The sequence below is a fragment of the Arthrobacter sp. TMT4-20 genome (genome assembly GCF_054510775.1).
The window spans coordinates 1-20,720 of record NZ_JBTNDW010000015.1 but is presented as its reverse complement, the minus strand read 5'-3'; the positions used below and the strand labels follow the sequence as shown (position 1 = coordinate 20,720).

Below are 20,720 nucleotides of genomic sequence, written 5' to 3'. Positions count from 1 at the left end.
GGCTGCGGGTCCCTTCCTGATTCAAGAGAAAACTCAACGTTGATAAAGGGTCACTTCGGTGGACTTGACCACAAAGAACACCCGCATGCCCGGCACCAGGTCGAGATCCGCCGCAGCCGCGGCCGTAATGTCGGCGCTGAGATGACCGGCCCGGACACTCACCAGCTCGCCGCGTTGATCCAGGTCACTGACCGTCACCGGCAACACGTTGCGTGGACTGCCTGACGGCGCACTGACAAACACCGACACCGCACGAGGGCTGAACACCGCTGCCGCCTCCTGGCCTTCCGCCAACGGTTGCTCGGCAAGGGCAGATAGTCGCAACCCGTCCACGGTAGCCAAACCACCCTTGACACTGGTTCCGGTCACCAGATTCAGCCCAGCCAGCCCGGCGCCAAAAGCACTTCGAGGACGTTCAAGGACCTCACGCGTTGGACCCATCTCGACCACCTCGCCGGCCTGCACAATGATCGTGCGATCGGCAAGCATCAGCGCATCAAGCACATTGTGGGTGACGATGATAGCGTTGCGACCGGTCAGGACCCGTCGCAACGTCCGCCTCATTGCCGGTGTCACAGCAATGTCCAGCGCAGCCATCGGTTCGTCAAGGAGCAAAAGCTGAGGATGGGTGGCCAGCGCCCTGGCAACCGCCACCCGTTGCGCCTGTCCGCCGGACAGCTCCGACGGCCGACGGTCAGCAAACTCCTCCGCCTCCACCTCCCGAAGCCACCGGAGCGCTTCGGCTCTGGCGGCAACCCTGCCCTCGCCCCGGCTACGCGGCCCGAAGGCCACATTGTCCAGCACGCTGAGATGCGGAAACAGCAGCGGCTCCTGCGCCAGCAGCGAGACGCCTCTGTCGTACGGCGGCAGCCAGGTATGGCCGCCGAACAGGACAGTGTCACCCAGGGTGGCGCTGCCGCCGTCGGGACGCAGCAATCCAGCAAGCACGGCAAGCAGCGTCGATTTACCGGCACCGTTGGGGCCCAGGATGGCCACCGTTTCGCCTTGCCCCACCGTGAGCTGCACATCCAGCCCGCGCGACGCCACCTGCACATCGGCCAGCAGACTCATAGCGCACCTCCACCGGGCGCGCGCGACCGATGCGCCAGCCCCACCACCAGCACCGCGACCACCACCAGTACCAGTGACAGCGCGACGGCGGCATCAGGGTCAGTTTCCCGCTGCAGGTAGATCTCGAGCGGCAGGGTGCGGGTCACGCCCTCCAGACTGCCGGCAAAGGTCAGTGTGGCGCCGAACTCGCCCAGCGCACGGGCGAAGGACAGCACCATCCCCGAGATCAGCCCTGGCAGCACCAGTGGCAGAGTGATTCGCCGCAACACCGTTCCCGGGCGTGCCCCAAGGGTTGCTGCCACCGCTTCGTACCGGTTGCCCGCCGACCTGATCGCACCCTCGAGGCTGAGCACCAGGAACGGCAACGCCACAAACGTCTGGGCAATCACGACGGCGGTGGTTGAGAACGCAATGTCGATCCCCAGGACCTGGAGATTGTTCCCCAGCAGACCCTGGCGGCCAAAGGTGTAGAGCAAGGCGATGCCGCCAACCACCGGAGGCAGCACCAGCGGCAACAGCACCAGGGCACGCAGCAGCTTTTGGCCGGGAAAGTCGGTGCGGGCCAACACCAGGGCCATCGGCACCCCAAAGATTACGCACAACACGGTGCTGATTGCTGAGGTGCGCAGGCTCAGGCCCAGCGCTGCCACCGAGGATTCAGACGTGATGAGGGAGAAAAACTCGGCCCAGTTCACCTGCGAAATCATCGCCGCCAGCGGCAACATGACAAACAGTGCACCGACACCGGCAACCAGAAACACCCACCGCGGAATGCCGTGCTGGATCGACCGACGCGGGGAAGGCGGGCGCCGGGAGGATCGGCCCCGGGTGGGCGCCCGGGTGGGGGCCGGGGTGGGATTTGGGGTGGGGTCCGGGGTGCTGGCTCTCGGGCTGCTCATGGTGCACCGAAACCGGCGTCAGCGAGCAACTGCCGGCCGGCGGGCCCGGTCACCAGGTCGAGGAAGCCGCGGGCGGCGTCGACGTTGCCAGCCGTCATGGCCGCCAGCGGATAGGTGGTGACCGCCTGGTCGGATTCGTCGAAGTCGATGCCCTCCACCGCGTCTCCGGCTGCCAGCACATCGGTGACGTAGACCAGCCCGGCGTCGGCCTGGCCGGAGCGCACCTTGCCCAGCACATCGGTGACCGAGGATTCCTCGCTGACCGCATTCACCGTGATGCCTGCCGCTTGCTGCGCCTGGGCAGCCGCTGCCCCACAGGGCACCTGCGGGGCGCAGAGGACAACCTTCGTGGTCGGATCCGCCAGATCGCCGAAATCCGCCACGTCTGCCGGATTGCCCGGTGGAACAGCGATCATGAGGGTATTGGACGCGAAATCCACCGGAGCTTCGTCGATCAGGCCCTGCTGGACCAGACGGTCCATGGTGGCGGTGTCCGCTGCGGCAAACACGTCGGCTGGGGCGCCGGCGGAGAGCTGAGTGGCCAAATCCGAGGAACCGGCGAAACTCAGGATCACCTCCATCCCCGGATTCGCCGCTTCAAAGTCTTCGGCGAGGGTGGTGAACGACGATTGCAGGGATGCCGCAGCAAAGACGGTCAACGTTTTTTCCGCTGAATCGCCGGGGGCGCCGCAGGCCGTCAGCGCAAGAACTGCCACCGACGACGCAGCCAGGAGACGACGTCGTCCTCCGGTTCGCAACTCAGGTTTGGTCTGCACGTCAGGCTTTCCGGCCGGGGGTTTCGACAATCACGGTTGTCGACTTCACTACGGCAACAGCCACCGAGCCGGGCTCCAACGCCAGATCACGCACGGCTTCGGCGCTCATCAGCGACACCACCCGATGCGGTCCGCACTGCAGCTCCACCTGAGCCATCACCTTGTCCGTCACCACCCGGGTTACCAGTCCCACAAATCGGTTGCGGGCGGAACTGTCCATCCCCGAAGGATCGTCTGGGAGGACCGCCCGCTCACGGGCCAGGTGCGCAAGTTCCAACCCATCGACTGTGGTAACGCCAGTCTCCGACTTTTCACCGGTCAGGGTGCCATCCTCCACCCAGCGGCGCACTGTATCGCTGCTGACCCCAACATAGTGAGCGGCATCTTTAATGCGTATCTGCGACATAAAACACACTCTATCGCAGCAGATGCGGCAATGTCGGAGTCTTCGAGGGGCCTAGTCCTGCTCGAGTGGGTCACGCCCCCAGTTCATCAGCGAGTACCGCCACCGGGAGTTTTCCAGGTCAGCTGAGGGCTTCTGCGCCAGATGCCGGTGGATGTAGCCCACGACTTTGTGCATGTGTTCGACATCAGATTCGCTCAGATCCGCTTTATTGGTCCGCAGCATCTTCACAATCCGCCGACCGGATGCATGACCCACGGATTCCCCGCCGTCACCCTTCTGACCGACCGCTTTGGACTCATCGGTTTCGAGCCACCGCTCCAGGGTGGAAGCATTCATGGTGACAGCCTGTTTCCAGTCGGACCAGATTGAATCCAGTGACTTTTCGGAATCGCTCATCGGTGGCGCTACCCCTCAGGCAGTAGGTGAGGCCGCACTCCATCGGCGGGCCCTGATAGCGCTAAGCATACTGACCAATGCGGTGAACGCACCATGGCACGGGAGGCTGTCAGATGCGGTTGGCGCACACCGGCCGCACATAGCTCGCGGTGAGGGCGGCGCTCTCCTCGACGAAGCGGGGCAGCCATTCGAGGAAGCCATGGTCCGGCTCGGAGGGCACCATGACCAGGTCCGCAGTGGAGCACTGGCTGAGGTTGGTGAAGGCCCGAAGGGAGTGATAGTCCGACGTCACCACGATCAGCGTGTCCCAGCCCCGATCGGCGGCTAGCCGGGCCAGGGCGCGAGCCTCCCCCCGGGTGGTCTGGGGGTCGGGCTCAAAGCACACCCGCGACTCGTGGGCTGGGCGCCGGCACAACTTGTCGGCGTCGACGTTTCCCGGGGTGCTAGTAGTGGACATCACCAGGATGGATGAGTGACCGGCTGCGACAAGCTCCTGCCCCACGGGGAGCCGCTCCGAACTGGCGCCACCCAACACCACCACAGCGTCTGCCTCAACGTTTGCCACGTGGGCAGCGTCGAAGACCGGAGGGTTGATGAAGAGTGAGTAGCAGGCGAGCAGCCAGACGCCGGCGAGGGTCACCAGGACAGCCATCGATCGCCGCAGCCACAGCCACACGGCACTGGTGGCTGGGGGAATCTTCACTGGACACAGCCTACGTGCTGGGGTGGGGGAGATGGGGGACCAGACCCCACCGGAGCGCCGGATGGCCTGGGACCTACCCGCGTGGCGCGTTTGGCTCTGCCCCCAATCCGTGGTGAGGTGGGGCATGAGCGGCACTCGCCGTCGTCGTCGGCAATAGCCGCATACCGGGTCCGCAGGTTCTGGTTTGAGCCGGGCGGGCTTATCAGGCTAAGATGATACGTCGGTCATATGTTCTACAGGAGTTCCCATTAAAAGCGATCTCAGTTCGCCTTTGATTTTCAACGTCAAGGACCTCGGGCGCAGCCCGGGCAGCATGCGAACAATCGAAGAACATGTACCCGCACCAAAGGATTTCGGTGTGGTTCTCATCGGTGTTCAGGAAGGTTCCCCCGTGGAACTGGATCTGAGACTTGAGGCAGTACATGAAGGCATTTTGGTATCAGGTACCGCAGACGTCGAGATCGTGGGCGAATGCGGCCGGTGCCTGGATCCCATCAGGTACAGCAGCAGCATCGATGTGCAGGAGCTTTTCTACTACGACGACGTCGAGTTGTCCGAGGGAGAAGAACCTGTTGAAGAGCACCGGGTAGATCGGGATTCAATTGATCTTGAGCCGGTGCTTCGGGACGCAGTGGTAACGTCGCTGCCGTTCCAGCCGGTGTGCCGGGAGGACTGCGAGGGTCTGTGTTCTGAATGTGGAGCACGCCTTGCAGATGACCCCGATCATCAGCACGAAATTTTGGATCCCCGCTGGTCCGCCCTTTCCGGGTTGACTGGCACTGCAGCGTCAAGCGACGCGGCAGCAAGTACAGAGTCTGTCGAGAGAGAAGAGAGTTAGTCGTGGCTGTTCCTAAGCGGAAAATGTCCCGCTCGAATACCCGTGCACGTCGGTCCCAGTGGAAGGCAACTGCGCCCAAACTGGTGAAGACCGTGGAGAACGGCCGCGTTACCTACAGCCTGGCTCACCAGGCCAAGGTAGTAACCGACTCCGCCGGCACTGCACTGTTCCTTGAGTACAAGGGACGCAAAGTAGCCGACGTCTAACGACCGCTGCGTACCCCGGCAACGGGGGACCCGCAGCGTTCTTATGCGAATGCGTAAGTAGACGTGGCTAATACTGAAGACCTTTTGAAGCGTCTCGGTGTCTCTATAGACGCCGGGACGCTTCGTCTTGCCCTGACACACCGCTCGTTCGCCTACGAGCACGGGGGCATTCCCACCAACGAGCGCCTGGAGTTCCTGGGCGACTCGGTGCTGGGACTTGCGGTCACCGATGCGCTGTACCGGGATAACCCCGACCTGTCAGAGGGCGATCTCGCCAAGCGACGCTCCGCCGTCGTCAGCACCCGCGCCCTGGCCGGGATTGCCCGCGAACTGGACCTCGGCGAGTATGTGCTCCTGGGCCAGGGGGAGAAGCTGACCAACGGCAAGAACAAGGCCTCGATCCTCGCTGACACGATGGAAGCCATTATTGGCGCTACCTACCTGGACAACGGTATTGAAGTGGCTCGGGCCATGGTGATGCGGCTTGTCGCGCCGCTGCTTGGCAGCGCTGCAGCGATGGGCGCCGGCACCGACTGGAAAACCAGCATCCAGGAAATCGCCGCAGCACGCCGGCTCGGCGCCATTGACTACAAGGTCACCGGCTCCGGCCCCGACCACGCACGCACCTTCGAAGCCCTCCTCATCGTCGGCGGACTGCCGTATGGCTCCGGGTCGGGCCCCTCCAAGAAGGAAGCCGAGCAGGAGGCAGCCGCCGCGTCGTGGAAGATGCTCCGGCACCTCGCCCACGAACCCAAATCGGCCGCTTACTCGGTGTCGACCCCTACCAATGGCACTGGCCCTGCTAATGCTGCTGACGTGACTGCCGCCCCCGGTCCGGCCGAGTCAGCCTAAGCCGTACCATGCCTGAACTTCCCGAGGTTGAGGTGGTGCGTCGCGGCCTCGCCCGCTGGGTGTTAGGACGAACCATTGACGACGTCGACATCCTCGACGTCCGCTCCATCCGCCGTCACGGGCTGGGCGCCGAAGACTTCGCCGGCGATTTGGTGGGGGCCCGGGTGTTGGACGTGGTGCGGCGGGGAAAGTTCCTGTGGATGCCGTTGGCACCTCCGGCCGAGGCTGGTGGGACTGCCACGAGTGGTGGCACGAGTGGTGTCGCGCCAGTGGCCCTGATGGCTCACCTGGGCATGAGCGGACAACTGCTGGTCAAAGACGCAGGCTTGCCCGAGGAAAAGCACTTGCGGGTCAGGCTCACCCTGTCGGCTGTCGACGATCCTGATGCCGGACCCCTGCCGCAGGAGCTTCGGTTTGTTGATCAGCGCATTTTCGGCGGCCTCTTTGTGACGTCGATGGTGTCGACCACAGACGGCTATCCGGGTGGGCTGGGGGAGAGTCCACTGCCGCTGATCCCGGTTGAGGCCTCCCATATAGCCCGCGATCCGCTGGATCCGGCGTTCTCCTTCGATGACTTCTTCGCAAAGCTCCGGCGACGCAGGACCGGAATTAAACGGGCGCTACTGGATCAAGGACTGGTATCGGGAATCGGCAACATCTACGCCGACGAAGCGCTGTGGGCAGCCAAAGTCCACTATGCCCGCCCCACGGATGTCATGCGCCGGGCCGACGCCCTACGGCTGATTGATGCCTGCCGTGATGTGATGCTGCGGGCGCTCGACGCTGGCGGCACCAGCTTTGACTCGCTCTATGTGAATGTCAATGGCAGCTCCGGTTACTTTGAACGTTCCCTCAACGCCTATGGCCGCGAGGGCGAACCCTGTACCCGCTGCGCCGCCGACCCGCTCGTTGACAGCCTTTCGCTGATCCGCCGCGAGATGTTTATGAACCGTTCGTCGTTCAGTTGCCCGCGGTGTCAGCCGAAGCCCCGCAACGGCCGCTGGTAGCACATCTCTGCAGCCGGGATCCTTGGCTCAGCACTCCCTCGCAGCTCACCCGTGACACGTTGCCCACTAGCCCCAGTCCCACTCCCGCTCCACCAAGGAGACTTACCCACATAGAACGGGTGACGCCGCACTGACACCCCCAAAGAGGGCAACCATTGGGCATGGACACAGTCAAGACACTGCAAGAACCAGGCGGCGTGGCACGCCGTAGGGAACCCACCCGCGCCGGTCTGGGATCCGTTCACCTCCGCGCGGCCCTCGCAAAGGGTGAGGTGGTAAACCCAGGGCCAGGAGTCTTTGCGCTACCCGGCATCACTGGGAGTCTGCTCACTGCAACGTGTGCCAAAGCTGAACTGGCCTGCATCAGTGCCGCAACGCAACCAAACCTCTGGGTGCTGCGTCCACCATCGTGGCTCCATGTGAGCGTCACCCACAGCCGGCGGCTGAGGGAAGGGTTCAAAGTCCATCGGGCGCAAGGTCCCCTCAGCATCCTGGAGATCTGCGTACAAAGTGTCAGATGTCTGCCAGAGCTTGACGCGCTCTGCATCCTGGAATCGGCGGTGGTACTGAAACATGTGACGCCCCGCGAACTGCTCGCTGCCTTGGCTGGAAAACGAGATGCCCGAGAAAGGGCAGTGCTGCGAATGATCGATCCCCATTCACAATCCATCATCGAAACCGCAGCCCGCTACCACCTGCGCCGCGCAGGACTCAGCGTCCAAACACAGGTGTACATCAAGGGTGTGGGACGGCTTGATCTGTTCGTCGAAGGACCGCTGGGCATCGAAGCCGACGGATGCAACCATCACAGTGGTCCCGCCGAATTCGCTGAAGACCGCCGCCGATGGAACCTGCTCACCACCGGTCGAGCACGGATTCTCCGTGTCACCTATTCGATGCTCGTTCACGCCCCGGCGGAATTCCTGCAGGTCGTGTTGAATTGCCTCAGCCCTCCACGGTCGGACCCGCGCCCCGACCTAGGACATCCAACAGCATACTGCTGCCGTAACCTAAATGTGACAAACCCGGACCAGGAAATGTACAGTAGATCGCACGTCGGGTTCCGTTCAACTCAGCGTCCTTTCGACAGATTGCCTAATTCTGCCGCCGTCGTAAGGTCCGTTCGCACACATCAGGCAGAAGCGGGGGAACCAGTAGTAGTGGTCGTCGCCAGACGACCTAGGGGTGAAGGCGCACAGCGCCCGGGTGGCTCCCATCCGAATCCGACAGCTAACTTCGCAGGCATTGGGAGAGGCAACATCATGTCCAAGAACCGTTATATCGCGCGCCACCGTGCAACCCCACCAAGCGCCATGCAGACCGTTTCCAAGGCAGTTAGCTCTCACGCTGGCGCCATCGGTCGTCCAGCAGCTGTAGTCGTCGCCGCATCAGGTCTGATGTTCAGCGCCGGACTTCCAGCCAACGCTGCAGGCGAAGTCAACGTCAGCGCCCCGGCCGCCGTCTCCGCACCAGTTGCCCAGACGACCGCCGCCAGCTCCACCACTCACACCGTTCAGTCCGGAGATACTCTGGGCAGCATCGCCAGCACCTACGGCGTCAGCATCGAGGCCATCTTCGCCTCGAACGGTCTCGGCTGGGATTCGATCATCTACCCAGGTGACGTCATCTCACTGTCCGGCAACGCCGGCCAGGCCACTCAGGTATCAGCACCAGCAGCAACTGCCGCTCCCGCCCCAGTTGCTGCACCAGCAGCCGCTCCGGCGCCTGCCGAAACCAGCACCCTGGGCATCACCACCGCTTCCGAGACCATCCAGCCAATGGGAGCAGCATCCACCGGCGGACAGGTTTCCAGCGCAGGGATCGCCGGAACAGCACAGGGCCTCGTTGGCTCCCCCTACGTCTACGGCGGCACCTCGCCAGGCGGCTGGGACTGCTCGGGCTTCGTGCAGTGGGTCTACGCTCAGCACGGCATCGACCTGCCCCGCACCAGCCAGGCACAGATGGGCGCGCTGACCCCCACCAGCAACCCTCAGCCCGGCGACCTTGTCATCCAGAACGGCGGCGGACACGTCGGCATCTACATTGGTGGCGGCCAGATGGTCAGCGCACTGAACCCGAGCCAGGGCACCCTGGTCCACGCGGTCAGCGCCATGCCACTGGTTGGGTACTACACCCTCTAAACCCTCCGCGTCAGCGGTACGGTTGTCAGCACCCGAATGCGTCATCGGAGAAATCCGGTGGCGCATTCGTGCTTTCCGGACGCTTTGGTCCCCGATAAGGCAAGCCGATGACACCGAGGCAACCGACGGGTCAGGACACGGCAACGGAAAACTGCGTGGCACCACCGAGCCAGCTCACCTGGGGACGAACTGACAGTCAGGGACGTCTCCACGCTCCGATGGATCGCTAGGAGAGGGAAGCCTGGTTCCCCTGGTAATGCTGTGCCAGGCGGGCCAGACCTTCATCCACTGACACCGTAGGCGTCCAATCGAGCAACTCGCGGGTCCTGCGCTGATCAAACCAGTGTGCAGTCGATAGTTGCTCCGCAAGGAAACGGGTCATCGGCGGTTCACTCTCGATCCCGCCGCGCTGCCAGAGGAATTCCACCAGGGATCCCGCGACCCGTGCCACACCGCCAGGAACGGCCCACCGCGGCGGCTGAACCCCTCCGGCCCGGCAGATTCCGGCGATCAATTCACCGATCGGGCGGGGCTCACCATTGGTGACCACCACAGCTTGCCCAGCCAACCGATCCATGCCGCTCAAGGCTGCGCCGATCGCTGCGGCCGCGTTATCCACGTAGGTGGTGTCGACCAGGGCGGTGCCGGCGTCAAGGAACGGCAGGCGCCCGGCACGCGCACGCTCCAGCACCCGTTCAACCAGCTGCGTGTCACCGGGACCCCACACAATGTGGGGACGGACCGCTGCCACCCTGAAACTTTCGCTGTTGGCGTCCAACGCGAGCAGTTCGGCTTTGGCCTTGGTCTGCGCGTAATTGCCGCGCACCAGAGCCGGAGTGGCCTCAGTGGCACCTTGACCCACGAGTGCCTCACCCACGTGCGCCACCGACGGCGAGGAAATGAAGACGAAGTCGCGCACACCGGCCGCGCGCGACTCTTCGAGCAGGACGCGGGTGCCCTCCACATTGATTGCCTCGAAGTCAGCCGCAGCACCCGCGAAGGAAACCTTCGCCGCGAGGTGCACCACCGCATCCATGCACTGCACAGCGCGGTGGATTGCCGTCTGGTCGGTGATCGATCCAAGGCTGTCTTCAACGCCAGCCAGACCGGATGGGCGCCGCTGAAACGTCCTGACCGCGTGACCCTGCGCCTGGAGGAGCGCGGCAGTAACCCGGCCCAGCATCCCGCTGGCACCGGTGACGAGAACCCTCACAGCTTGCCGACCCGGCCGCCGGCGAGCACCCCGGCAGCCCACACCGCAACCGCTGTCCGGTCAATCTTCGCGTTGTGCCTGATGTCGGTGGGCAACGACGGGACCGCCAACACTGCCGACAACTCCACGCCGACGGACCGGGCCGCATTCCGTGCCTGAGCCGCCAGCTCAGCTCCGGCCAGGCCAGGCTTCTTGACCGGGGGATTGGTCTCAACCACTGCAACGACCGCCTGGGTGCCTGCCGGACCAACACCAACCACCGCGGCCAGCCCGACGACGTCGACCGATTCCAGCGCCTGTTCCACCCCGACCGGGGTCACAACACCCGTCGACGCAGTCACGATGTGGGGGAGTCTGCCCTCGACCCAGAGCCTGCCGTCGCCGTCGAAATGGCCCACATCTCCGGTGCGGTGCCAGCCGCCGCTGCGAGAGCTCTCACGCTGAGTCATCCACAACCGGTGGTAACGCTCTTTGACGTGAGGAGCGTGGACGAGGATTTCCCCAGTGATACCGGCATCGGTGGTGGGGTCGCCGTCGGCGGTACCCTCCTGGTTGAGGGGACTAACGGTGATCTCTGCGCCCGAGACAGCTCTGCCCACACAGACGCCGTTCCCAGCGCCAACCACATTCCCGGCTGCTGCATCGGCTTCGGCCGAGAGGATCAACCCGAGGTCGACGTCGGTCACGGGCAACGCTTCGGTCATGCCGTAGGGCGTGTGCAGCGATGCCCCAGGAAGAATACCCAGCAGCTCGGTCAGCAACCGTGACGGCACGGGAGCCCCGGCCGAAAGCAGCAGCGAAACACCGGCCAATGCCGCCCGGTGCTGGTCAGTGAGTTCTCCCTGGGTGGCGAGAATGTTTCGAAGGGCCGCAGGAGACGCAAACACGGTGGTCGCATGGATGGCGGTGACGGCGTCTGCAAGAGCCGCCGCGGATAGGGTTTTCGGTTTGGTGACGTCCATGTCGGGAGTGATCGATGTCGTCCCTAGGGCTGGACCCAGCAACGCGAACGGCGCGAACCCTGCCACCAGCCCGTCGCCGGGTCGAATGTTGAAGGTCTGGGCCAGGGTATCCCGCATCGCTGCGAGCCGCCGATGGGTGTAGACGACCCCCTTGGCCGGGCCGGTAGAACCCGAGGTGAAGAGGATGGCCGCGTCGGCATCGGGATCAAGACCGTCGGGATCGAGACCGGCAGGATTGGGACGATCGGGGTCGAGACCGGCAGGATCCAGTCCAGCATCGTCGGTCTCGGTAGACGTCCCATCTCCGCTGGCCGCGCGGAGTTCGGCGAGCGAATGCTGTACCCCGAGGAGCTTCCGTTTCGCGGCCGGCAACGTCGCAACACTGATCCGGCGACCCGGCCAGTTGAAAAGCTTCGCGGCGGTGAGCGCCAGGTCGATGCCGATCAGGAAATCGGGGACCGTGCCACGAACGGCCTTGCTAAGGCCCTTTCTCCCCAGGCCGGCGTCGGCGACGATAATCACGGCGCCGATCCGCAAGCAGGCATACAGGAGCACGGTGAGTTCGACTCCGGGCGGAACCATCAGGCTGATCCGGCTGCCGCGTCGCACGCCGATCTGCCGCAGAGCTGCGGCGAGGGTCTGCACTTCACGCTCAAGGCCTTGCCAGGACAGCGACCGCTCAATCTGGCCGTCGGCGCCCATGTCGGCAACAGCCAACTGGTCCGCGTGGGGGCCGGTGGCGCGCTGAATTAGCTCGTGTTCCAGCGGGGTGAAGGTGCCTGCTTGAGCTGGTTCCTGGTCCGGGGACGCTGCCTCCGGGGACACTGCGCCTGAGGACGCTGCCTCTGGGGACGCTGCGCCAGCGGACCGGGCTCCGTTGAGCCACCTGAACAGGGGCGTCGCAATGTCCCGATCCTCGCCGACCAGGTGGCTGGCTCCCTCGAACCGGTGAATATCGGCCTGGGGGAGTCGCTCCGCCAGATCGTTGAGGTAGGTATCGGAGAAAATCGGATCTTCGGGACCCCACAGCATCAGGGCAGGCACCTCAAGGGTGCGAATGCCCTCCGCGATGGACCGAAGCGCCGGATAACTCGGATGCGACGGGCGCGCAGGAATATCCGCGACAAAATCAGCGATCCCCTGACGCCTGGCACCACCGCGGTACGGCAGCAGAAACGCCTTCCGCACTTCCTTGGGCAGCGACGGACGCGCCAGCGAATGGGTGACATCAAGGAACGCCGACGTGTCCCTGGTCCCCCAGCGGTGCACCATCGGATGCAGCGCCAGCCGCAGCGGCGCAGGAATCTGGCGATCGGGGTCTTGATGAATTGCGGTATTGGTGAGCACGACGCCGGACAGCAGGTCCCTGCGCCGGTCGGCGAACCCGAGGCTCACCACGCCACCCCAGTCATGACCGACCGTGATGACCGGCCCGGTCAGCCCAATCGACTCAACAAAATCATTCAGGTCATCCACACGGTCGGCGAGCCGACGAAAGCGGCCGGTCCGCTCCGACAAACCCATGTTCAACTGGTCGACGGCGATCACCCGCCAGCCGTGCTCAACGCCGGCAGCGAGCACAGACCTCCACAGATACGACCAGGTGGGGTTGCCATGCACACAGAGCAGCGTGCCCCTGGGCGGCTCCAAAAGCTGCGATCCGTTATCCAGGTAATGCCAGCTGTTGGTGGTGCCTGCCGGATCCACGGCAGCGGTCGAGGGGACGTCTCGGTAGGCCGGCCACGAGGGGTCGACGCCGGGAAGTGCTACCACGCAATCTCCAGCATCGCGGTGTTCAACCCGGAACCGACACCCATGCACAGCACCCGGTCACCCGAGGTCAGCGTCTGGGCTTCAGCGGCCAGGGTCATCGGCAGCGACGCCGGACCCACGTTGCCCCATTTCTGGAAGGTCATCGGTACCCGTGAAGGATCCAGATCAATGGCCTCAACAATGGCGTTCGTGTGGGTGCTGCTCACCTGGTGGGTGATGTAGCGGTCCATCGACGTCCAGTCCCATTCCTGCTGAGCTTCCTTCCAGGCATCGACAACCAGTTCGAGGCCGCCGTCGAGCAACCCCTGAGCATCGGTGTACATGCCGTCCATCCCGCCGATACACAATTCGTGGTGTTCGGTGCCGGCCCGCGCCACTCCGCCCAGCACACGGTGGGCGCCGGGGTGCGCATCGGCAGGACCCAGCACCGCAGCCGCAGCGCCCGATCCGAGGGTGAGGGTGGCAAATTCCTGCAGGAAGCTGGCCCTGGTGGCGTCCGGCTGGTTGAGCCTGCGCAGCGTGGCTTCCTGGGTGGCCTGGGAATCTTCACCGTTGACCACCATGGCGTACTGGATCTGTCCGGCTTCGATCATGTTCGCTGCCAGGGTGATGCCGTTGACGAAACCCAGGCAGGCGTTGGCGACGTCGAAGTTCATCGCCGACGAGGGCAACCCCAGGTTGTTGTGGATTTTCACTGCCACCGACGGTTCCAGGTTGGTCCGGGTCACCGAGGTGTTGATCAGCAGCCCGATCTGCGACGCTTCGATCCCCGAGGAAGCCAACGCTTTGGCTCCTGCCTCGATGGCGGCGTCGTCGAACTTGGTGCCTGGAGCCCACCACCGGCGTTCGGTGATTCCGGCCACCCGCTGGAGCAGGCCGTTGGAGAGTCGAAGGCGCTTCAGCGCCGGAGCCAATACCCGGTCGAACTCATTGGAGGTTACGATGACCGGAGCCTCAACACTCTCTACGCCAAGTAGCGCGGTGTTGTGGTGTCGGAAGTTGAAATTGCCGGTCAAATTTCCTGCCTTGTCGACTAGTCAGTGCGCCTCGGTTACCTGCGCTGGATGGCCTCTAGGGCGCTCGGACGCACAAACGAATCTAACGATTCGTTATAAAGCCTACTTGGTGAAGCTGCAACAGGCGGCGTTCGGGCAGCATTACGCGGTGCGTGAACCCTCGCAATGCTGCAAAACGGCCCGTTAACCCAGTAGATTAGGGAAAACCACCATCTTCTGGAGACCTAAGACACTGTGCATCTGAAAAGTCTAACCGTGCGCGGCTTCAAGTCCTTCGCGTCCGCGACGACGTTCGACTTCGAGCCAGGCGTCACCGCGGTGGTCGGACCCAATGGGTCGGGCAAATCCAATGTGGTGGACGCCCTGGCCTGGGTGATGGGCGAACAGGGAGCCAAAACGCTTCGCGGCGGCAAGATGGAAGACGTCATTTTCGCCGGAACCTCGGGCCGGCCGCCCCTCGGCCGTGCGCAGGTCTCCCTGACCATTGACAACGCCGACGGCGCCCTGCCCATCGAGTACGCCGAAGTCACCATTTCCCGCACCCTGTTCCGCACCGGCGGATCCGAATACGCCATTAACGGTGACACCTGCAGGCTCCTCGACATCCAGGAGCTACTCTCCGATTCGGGGCTCGGCCGCGAAATGCACGTGATCGTGGGGCAGGGCCAGCTGGACAAGGTGCTACATGCCACCCCCGAGGACCGCCGCGGTTTCATCGAGGAGGCTGCGGGGATCCTCAAGCACCGTCGCCGGCGGGAAAAGACGGTGCGCAAACTTGATGCCATGCAAGCCAACCTCACCCGGCTGACCGACCTGACCGGTGAAATCCGCCGCCAGCTGACGCCGCTGGGCAAACAGGCCGACGTCGCCCGCCGCGCCAAGACCGTCCAGTTTGATGTCAGGGATGCCAGGGCGCGGCTCATGGCCGACGATCTGGTCCAGCTGATGAACTCCTTCGAACGCGACGTCGCTGACGAGACAGCGCTCAAGGAACGCCGCGCCGACGTCGAAAAACTTCTGGCAACTGGCCGGGCGCGGCAAGCCGATCTGGAACGGTTCGCCGCCGACGCGACACCGCGGCTGAACGCCGCCCGCGACACCTGGTACCAGCTGGCCAACACCCGCGAACGGTTCAGGTCGTTGGGCAGTCTCGCCGAGGAGCGTCGCCGGCTGCTGGGAGCCGGTGAGGACGACGACGGCGTTTCCCGGGCCGGCGGTAGGACCCCCGACGAACTGGATCAGCAGGCCGCCCGTGTCAGGGCCGAGGAAGCCGCGTTGCGGGACCACGTTGCCGAACGCGCCGAAGCGCTGGAAACAGCCATCGAATTGCGCGCCGATGCCGAGGATTCGGCGGCTGTCGAGGACAGACGGCTGACCGGGCTGCTCCGCGCCGCCGCCGACCGGCGTGAAGGCCTGGCGAAGCTGATCGGCCAGGTATCCGCTGCCCGGTCGAGGGTGGAATCGGCCGAAGCGGAGCTGGGCCGGCTCCGTGCGTCGGTGGGCGACGTCGACGTCCGCCGGGTAGCCGCGCATCAGGAGTTCGCGGCACTCGAGGTCCAGGTGGCCGGGGCCGAGGAGGGCGAAGAGAACCTTGACGAACAGTACGAGGCTGCCACCCGTGCACTGGAGACGGTCCAGCAGGAACTTGAGGACCTGACCGGCGCGGAACGGGCAGCCGACCGCGAACGGGAGTCCCTGCAGGCCCGGCTGGAGGCGCTGATGACCGGACTGCAGCGCCGGGACGGCAGCCAGGCGGTGCTCGATGCTGGCCTTGAGGGCGTCCTCGCGGCCGTCACCGACCTCCTGACGGTCGCCCCAGGATACGAGAGCGCTATCGCTGCCGCGCTCGGTTCAGCAGCCGACGCCGTCGCCGTCGGGGACCTGACAGTCGCCGATCGTGTGCTGCGCCGGGTGCTGGAGGACGACGCCGGCCAGGTGACCCTGCTGGTCGCCGACGCAGCGGTGGGCAGCACGCCGTCCACAGTCCGTCCCCCAGAGCTCGATCAGCTACCCGATGGTGCGACCCCTGCCAGTGACCTGGTGACCTGCGACAGCCAGGTAGGCGCCGTGGTAACCCATCTGCTCCAGGGAAGGGTTGTGGTCCAGGGGATTGACGACGCCTTCGAGCTGGTGCAGGCCCAGCCACACCTGACGGCCATCACCAGGGACGGGCACGTGGTCACCGTCGCGTCGGTCAGCGGCGGGTCCGCAGCCGAACCGGGCGTGCTGGAGGTTCAGGCGGCGGTTGACGAAACGACGGTCCGGCTCGAGGCTGCCGCCAACCGGATGGAACGTGCACGGTTTGAGATAGCAGCTACCACCGGACGGCTGAACGACGCCCAAAAGACAGCCGATCAGGCCCTGGAACAGTTGCATGATTCCGATGCCCGACTCGCAGCAGTCGCCGAGAAGCTGGGTCAGCTCGGGTCAGTGGTACGGTCCGCGGCCGGCGAAACCGACCGGCTGACCCGGCTGGCCGACGCTGCCGCCACCAACCTCGGCGCCGAACAGGAGCGGCTGCAGGAAGTCACCGAACGGCTCGCCGCTGCCCAGGACGCACCGGAAGAGAGCGAACCGTCCACCGAACACCGGGACCTGCTGGCGCTCGGCGCGGCGCAGGCGCGGCAGGCCGAGATGGAAGCACGCCTGTCGTTGCGCAGTTCGGAAGAACAGCTCCGCGCGATCGCCAACCGTGCCCTGTCCCTGGAGCGGGCAGCCGTCGCCGAACGGCAGGCACGCGTCCAGGCCGCCGAACGGGCACGGATCCGGCGTCTGCAGGCAGCCAGGGCTGCCGCCGTCGGACAGGCGGTGCACACCGCACTCGGGTACCTCGACGTCTCGGTGGAGCGGGCCGCGCACTACCGCGACGCCGCTGAAGAGGCCCGTGCACAGTGGGATGCCGAGCTGACCGACGTCCGAACCAGCAATGATCGCCTGATCACCGAGCTCGGCGAGCTGACTGACTCGGTGCATCGCGACGAACTGGCCCGCGCCCAGCAGCGTGCCCGGATCGAAACCCTTGAGAACCGTGCAATTGATGAACTCGGCCTCACCTCGGATCACCTGATCGCCGAATACGGTCCCCACCTGCCGGTCCCGGTAGCCGTTGCTGCAGCCGACAAATGGGCGGAGCTGAGGGCGCCAGTGGATGAGGAAGGCAATCCGATCCCCGCCGGGATACCCTTCGTCCGCCAGGAGCAGGAGAAACGGCTCAAACGGGCCGAGAAGGATCTCGCGTCCCTGGGCCGGGTCAACCCGCTGGCACTCGAGGAATTTGCCGCACTGGAGGAACGCCACCAGTTCCTCAGCACCCAGCTGGAAGACCTCAAGGCAACCCGCAAGGACCTCCTCGACATCATCCGCGAGGTCGACGAACGGGTGGAACAGGTCTTCACCGCCGCCTATCAGGACACGGCCGTGCAGTTCGAGCGCGTGTTTGGGCGGCTGTTCCCCGGCGGGGAGGGACGGCTGGTCCTCACCGACCCGGACAATATGCTCACCACCGGCATCGAGGTTGAAGCACGTCCGGCGGGTAAGCGCATCAAACGCCTCTCGCTGCTGTCGGGCGGGGAGCGCTCGCTGACCGCCGTCGCACTGCTTGTCGCGATCTTCAAGGCCCGGCCGTCGCCGTTCTACGTGATGGACGAGGTGGAGGCGGCCCTTGACGACACCAACCTCAGCCGGTTGCTCACCATCTTCGAGGAGCTCCGCGAATCCAGCCAGCTGATCATCATCACCCACCAGAAGCGGACCATGGAGGTTGCTGACGCCCTGTATGGCGTGACGATGAGGGGCGACGGCGTGTCAACGGTCATCAGCCAGCGGCTGGTGGACGCCTAGGCGCTCGTCTTTTCGGGGAGCGTTTCGCGGGCGCCCAGCCAGATGAGGAACGCCGCGAACGCCACCACGCCGGTGAGGGCGAACGCCCAGCCGAAGGACAGCGCGTCGACGATCAGGCCGGCGATGATTGGCCCGATGATGGCGCCGGTGTCGGCGCTCATCTGGAACGCCGCGAGCACCTTGCCGCCGCTGCGCTGGTTGCCAATCACATCAGCGATCACCGCCTGCTGGGCCGGGTTGAGCAGGCCAGCCCCGAGGCCGGCAACAACGGAGATCGCGAGGAACATCACCAGGTCGGTGGTGAAACCGAGACCCGCCATGGCCAGTCCGTTGACAGCCAACCCGGTCAGAACCAGTGGTTTACGGCCCAACCGGTCGGCCAGCCTGCCGGAGAAAGTCAGGGCCAGCGCAGTGCCGAGGGCGAAAAACGTCAACGCGATGCCCGCCGCTTCCGGTCCTTCGTCCAGGACCGCAACGACAAAGAGTGGAACCAGGGCCATCCTGACCCCGAACGAGGACCAGCCGTTGGAGAACCCGGAGGCGAGGGCCGCCCGGTACGCAGAGTCGCCGAGCGCTTCACGAACCGAAAGGCCGGGCAGCGGGGTCGTATTGGCTGCTTTATCCCGAAGCGCTGAATCCCGCAGCTTGATGAACACCACGGTCGCCGCGACGATCAACGCACCGGCGTAGACCAGGAAGGGCACCCGCAGGCCGAACACGGCCAACAGTCCGCCGATCAGCGGCCCGAAGATACTGCCGAGCAGGAAAGCCGACGCGTACGAACCCGAAACCCTGCCCCGCAACCCCGGCGGTGCCAATCGAACGATCAGGCCCATCGCCGACACCGTGAACATGGTCGACCCGATACCGCCAAGCCCCCGGAAGATCAGCAGCTGCCAGTAATCGGCGGCAAACGCGCAGGCACCCGTCGACAGCGCCACAATCAGCAGCCCCGACACGTAGACCGGACGCTCACCAAGGCGTTCGACGAGTTTGCCGCCGGCCGGGGCAAAAACGAGGCGGGTGAAGGCAAACGCGCTGACAATGATGGCCGACGCGGTCACCCCCAGCTCAAGACGGGCGACAAACGGCGGCAGGTCGAAGCTCTGGGCGAACTGGGGCAGCACGGGTGCGACCAGCCCGAACCCGATGGCAATGACGAAGGCCGCAGCAATCAGGACCCAGATTTCCTCGGGGATTCTGATGCGTTCTGCGGGTGCGACGGCGGGATCGCCAGCGGCGGGGGAGCGTCTGAGGCTGAACATGATGAGAGTAGTCTTTCACCAGTTTCCCTCGGGCCATGCCAGAGGCGTATGAGAAGCTAGGTCTGTGAACGAGACGACGCTCCAGATACTAATTTACGTAGCCATTTCTCTCGCGGTGATCGGCTCACTTGCCGTGCTGCTGCTGAAGGGACGCAAAACACCGCCGGGTACCTACACCACCACCCGTGACGACGACGACCGCGTTACCGGTGGAACCCCGGGAACCTCCACTGACACGTTGGAGCAACCGACAGACACAGCGCCCGACGTCGTCGTACCCGATGACCTGCGCGATCTCGAAGAGACGACCATCGGCACAGAAACGGTGCCGGTCGAGACCCCCGACGAGGTACAGGGCCGCCTGGCCCGCCTCCGCGCCCGCCTGGTCCGCTCCAACAACGCGCTCGGCAAGGGCCTGCTCGCCCTGCTGTCCCGCGACAACATTGACGAAGACGTGTGGGACGAGATCGAGGAAACCCTGCTGCTCGCCGATCTGGGCACCGAACCGACAATGGAACTGGTCGACGCGCTCCGGGCCCGGGTGAAGGTGGCAGGAAGCCGCAGCCCCGCCGAGGTCAAGGACATGCTGCGCCAGGAGCTCATCAAGCTCGTGGATCCCACCATGGACCGCTCCCTCGCTACCCACCGGCACGCCGACCGGCCGGCCGTCGTGTTGGTCGTCGGCGTTAACGGTGTCGGCAAGACGACCACCGTGGGCAAACTGGCACGGGTCCTGGTCGCCGATGACAAGGATGTCCTCCTGGGCGCTGCCGACACCTTTCGGGCCGCCGCTGCCGAGCAGCTCGCCACCTGGGGTCAGCGGGTCGGCGTGCCGACCGTGCGGTCCGACGTCGACGGCGCCGATCCGGCGTCGGTCGCGTACGAGGCCGTCAAGGCCGGAATCGACGGTGAAGTGGACGTAGTGATGATCGACACCGCCGGGCGGCTCCAGAACAAGGTGGGCCTGATGGACGAACTCGGCAAGGTCAAGCGGGTCATTGAGAAGCTGGCCGCCGTCGACGAGGTACTGCTGGTCCTCGACGCCACCACCGGCCAGAACGGTCTGAACCAGGCCCGGGTATTCGCCGAGGTGGTAAACGTGACGGGAATCGTCCTCACCAAGCTCGACGGCACCGCCAAGGGCGGCATCGTGGTCGCCATCCAGCGCAGCCTCGGTGTCCCCGTGAAGCTGGTGGGCCTGGGCGAAGGCCCAGACGATCTGGCGCTCTTCGAAGCCGAAACCTTCGTTGACGCACTCCTCAACTAGCCCACCCGGCCAAACCTAAAAGCGGGGGGGGAAAAAGAGGGGGGGGGGGGGGGGGGGGGGGGGGGGGGGGGGGGGGGAGGGGGGAAAAA

Annotated in this window: 18 protein-coding genes and 1 riboswitch; of the genes, 7 read left to right on the top strand and 11 right to left on the bottom strand. The window is 64.9% G+C overall.

Annotation, left to right across the window (positions count from 1 at the left end):
- Positions 1 to 33 precede the first annotated feature (33 nt).
- The 6 genes from ACX80Z_RS13615 to ACX80Z_RS13590 form a co-directional block, all read right to left on the bottom strand.
- Entirely contained in the window at positions 34 to 1,071 is a 1,038-nt protein-coding gene (locus tag ACX80Z_RS13615) for a sulfate/molybdate ABC transporter ATP-binding protein (RefSeq protein ID WP_459316232.1), read from the bottom strand.
- On the bottom strand, positions 1,068 to 1,796 hold the full coding sequence (locus tag ACX80Z_RS13610; RefSeq protein WP_459316258.1) for an ABC transporter permease: 729 nt from the start codon (positions 1,794 to 1,796) through the stop codon (positions 1,068 to 1,070). Before ACX80Z_RS13610 ends, ACX80Z_RS13615 begins: the two co-directional genes overlap by 4 nt.
- A 170-nt stretch (positions 1,797 to 1,966) precedes the next feature.
- A complete protein-coding gene (modA, locus tag ACX80Z_RS13605; RefSeq protein ID WP_207771297.1) occupies positions 1,967 to 2,746 on the bottom strand; it encodes a molybdate ABC transporter substrate-binding protein in 780 nt (259 codons plus the stop codon).
- A 1-nt stretch (position 2,747) separates the two neighbouring features.
- Positions 2,748 to 3,152: a TOBE domain-containing protein gene (locus ACX80Z_RS13600; RefSeq protein ID WP_116777913.1), complete on the bottom strand. Its 405-nt coding sequence runs from the start codon at positions 3,150 to 3,152 to the stop codon at positions 2,748 to 2,750.
- 51 nt (positions 3,153 to 3,203) lie between these two features.
- Complete coding sequence (locus tag ACX80Z_RS13595) at positions 3,204 to 3,548, bottom strand: DUF3140 domain-containing protein (protein ID WP_116777912.1); 345 nt, start codon at positions 3,546 to 3,548, stop codon at positions 3,204 to 3,206.
- A 109-nt stretch (positions 3,549 to 3,657) separates the two neighbouring features.
- On the bottom strand, positions 3,658 to 4,251 hold the full coding sequence (locus tag ACX80Z_RS13590) for a YdcF family protein (RefSeq protein WP_243400477.1): 594 nt from the start codon (positions 4,249 to 4,251) through the stop codon (positions 3,658 to 3,660).
- A gap of 271 nt (positions 4,252 to 4,522) precedes the next feature.
- Between ACX80Z_RS13590 and ACX80Z_RS13585 the strand changes: the two genes are divergently transcribed.
- The 4 genes from ACX80Z_RS13585 (at position 4,523) to mutM (ending at position 7,154) form a co-directional block, all read left to right on the top strand.
- Positions 4,523 to 5,089, top strand: coding sequence for a YceD family protein (locus tag ACX80Z_RS13585; RefSeq protein WP_019482941.1), 567 nt, complete (start codon positions 4,523 to 4,525; stop codon positions 5,087 to 5,089).
- 2 nt (positions 5,090 to 5,091) lie between these two features.
- Entirely contained in the window at positions 5,092 to 5,295 is a 204-nt protein-coding gene (gene rpmF / locus ACX80Z_RS13580) for a 50S ribosomal protein L32 (RefSeq protein WP_024476178.1), read from the top strand.
- A 63-nt stretch (positions 5,296 to 5,358) separates the two neighbouring features.
- The gene (gene rnc / locus ACX80Z_RS13575; RefSeq protein ID WP_459316231.1) at positions 5,359 to 6,147 is read left to right on the top strand and encodes a ribonuclease III; all 789 of its coding nucleotides are present in this window, start codon (positions 5,359 to 5,361) and stop codon (positions 6,145 to 6,147) included.
- An 8-nt stretch (positions 6,148 to 6,155) separates the two neighbouring features.
- Positions 6,156 to 7,154, top strand: a complete 999-nt coding sequence (mutM, locus tag ACX80Z_RS13570; protein WP_459316230.1) for a bifunctional DNA-formamidopyrimidine glycosylase/DNA-(apurinic or apyrimidinic site) lyase — start codon at positions 6,156 to 6,158, stop codon at positions 7,152 to 7,154.
- 659 nt (positions 7,155 to 7,813) lie between these two features.
- Here the strand turns inward: mutM and ACX80Z_RS13565 are convergent.
- The gene (locus ACX80Z_RS13565; RefSeq protein WP_459316229.1) at positions 7,814 to 8,062 is read right to left on the bottom strand and encodes a hypothetical protein; all 249 of its coding nucleotides are present in this window, start codon (positions 8,060 to 8,062) and stop codon (positions 7,814 to 7,816) included.
- 174 nt (positions 8,063 to 8,236) lie between these two features.
- Positions 8,237 to 8,413, top strand: a riboswitch (cyclic di-AMP (ydaO/yuaA leader).
- Between the two features lie 3 nt (positions 8,414 to 8,416).
- On the opposite strand from ACX80Z_RS13565, the gene ACX80Z_RS13560 reads away from it, so the two are divergent.
- On the top strand, positions 8,417 to 9,295 hold the full coding sequence (locus ACX80Z_RS13560; RefSeq protein ID WP_459316228.1) for a C40 family peptidase: 879 nt from the start codon (positions 8,417 to 8,419) through the stop codon (positions 9,293 to 9,295).
- A gap of 226 nt (positions 9,296 to 9,521) precedes the next feature.
- Here ACX80Z_RS13560 and ACX80Z_RS13555 read toward each other — a convergent pair whose 3' ends face one another.
- Genes ACX80Z_RS13555 through ACX80Z_RS13545 form a run of 3 tightly spaced genes read right to left on the bottom strand, consistent with a single transcriptional unit; the run spans position 9,522 to position 14,259 of the window.
- Positions 9,522 to 10,508, bottom strand: a complete 987-nt coding sequence (locus ACX80Z_RS13555; RefSeq protein WP_459316227.1) for an NAD-dependent epimerase/dehydratase family protein — start codon at positions 10,506 to 10,508, stop codon at positions 9,522 to 9,524.
- Positions 10,505 to 13,243 carry an alpha/beta fold hydrolase gene (locus tag ACX80Z_RS13550; RefSeq protein WP_459316226.1) on the bottom strand — a complete coding sequence of 913 codons (2,739 nt, stop codon included), beginning with the start codon at positions 13,241 to 13,243 and terminating at the stop codon, positions 10,505 to 10,507. Before ACX80Z_RS13550 ends, ACX80Z_RS13555 begins: the two co-directional genes overlap by 4 nt.
- On the bottom strand, positions 13,237 to 14,259 hold the full coding sequence (locus tag ACX80Z_RS13545) for a 3-oxoacyl-ACP synthase III (protein WP_019482933.1): 1,023 nt from the start codon (positions 14,257 to 14,259) through the stop codon (positions 13,237 to 13,239). Before ACX80Z_RS13545 ends, ACX80Z_RS13550 begins: the two co-directional genes overlap by 7 nt.
- A gap of 234 nt (positions 14,260 to 14,493) precedes the next feature.
- On the opposite strand from ACX80Z_RS13545, the gene smc reads away from it, so the two are divergent.
- Positions 14,494 to 18,099: a chromosome segregation protein SMC gene (gene smc / locus ACX80Z_RS13540; protein ID WP_459316225.1), complete on the top strand. Its 3,606-nt coding sequence runs from the start codon at positions 14,494 to 14,496 to the stop codon at positions 18,097 to 18,099.
- Here the strand turns inward: smc and ACX80Z_RS13535 are convergent.
- Positions 18,096 to 19,364: an MFS transporter gene (locus ACX80Z_RS13535; protein ID WP_459316224.1), complete on the bottom strand. Its 1,269-nt coding sequence runs from the start codon at positions 19,362 to 19,364 to the stop codon at positions 18,096 to 18,098. The genes smc and ACX80Z_RS13535 overlap by 4 nt on opposite strands.
- Before the next feature lie 64 nt (positions 19,365 to 19,428).
- On the opposite strand from ACX80Z_RS13535, the gene ftsY reads away from it, so the two are divergent.
- On the top strand, positions 19,429 to 20,631 hold the full coding sequence (gene ftsY / locus ACX80Z_RS13530) for a signal recognition particle-docking protein FtsY (RefSeq protein ID WP_019482930.1): 1,203 nt from the start codon (positions 19,429 to 19,431) through the stop codon (positions 20,629 to 20,631).
- Positions 20,632 to 20,720 lie beyond the last annotated feature (89 nt).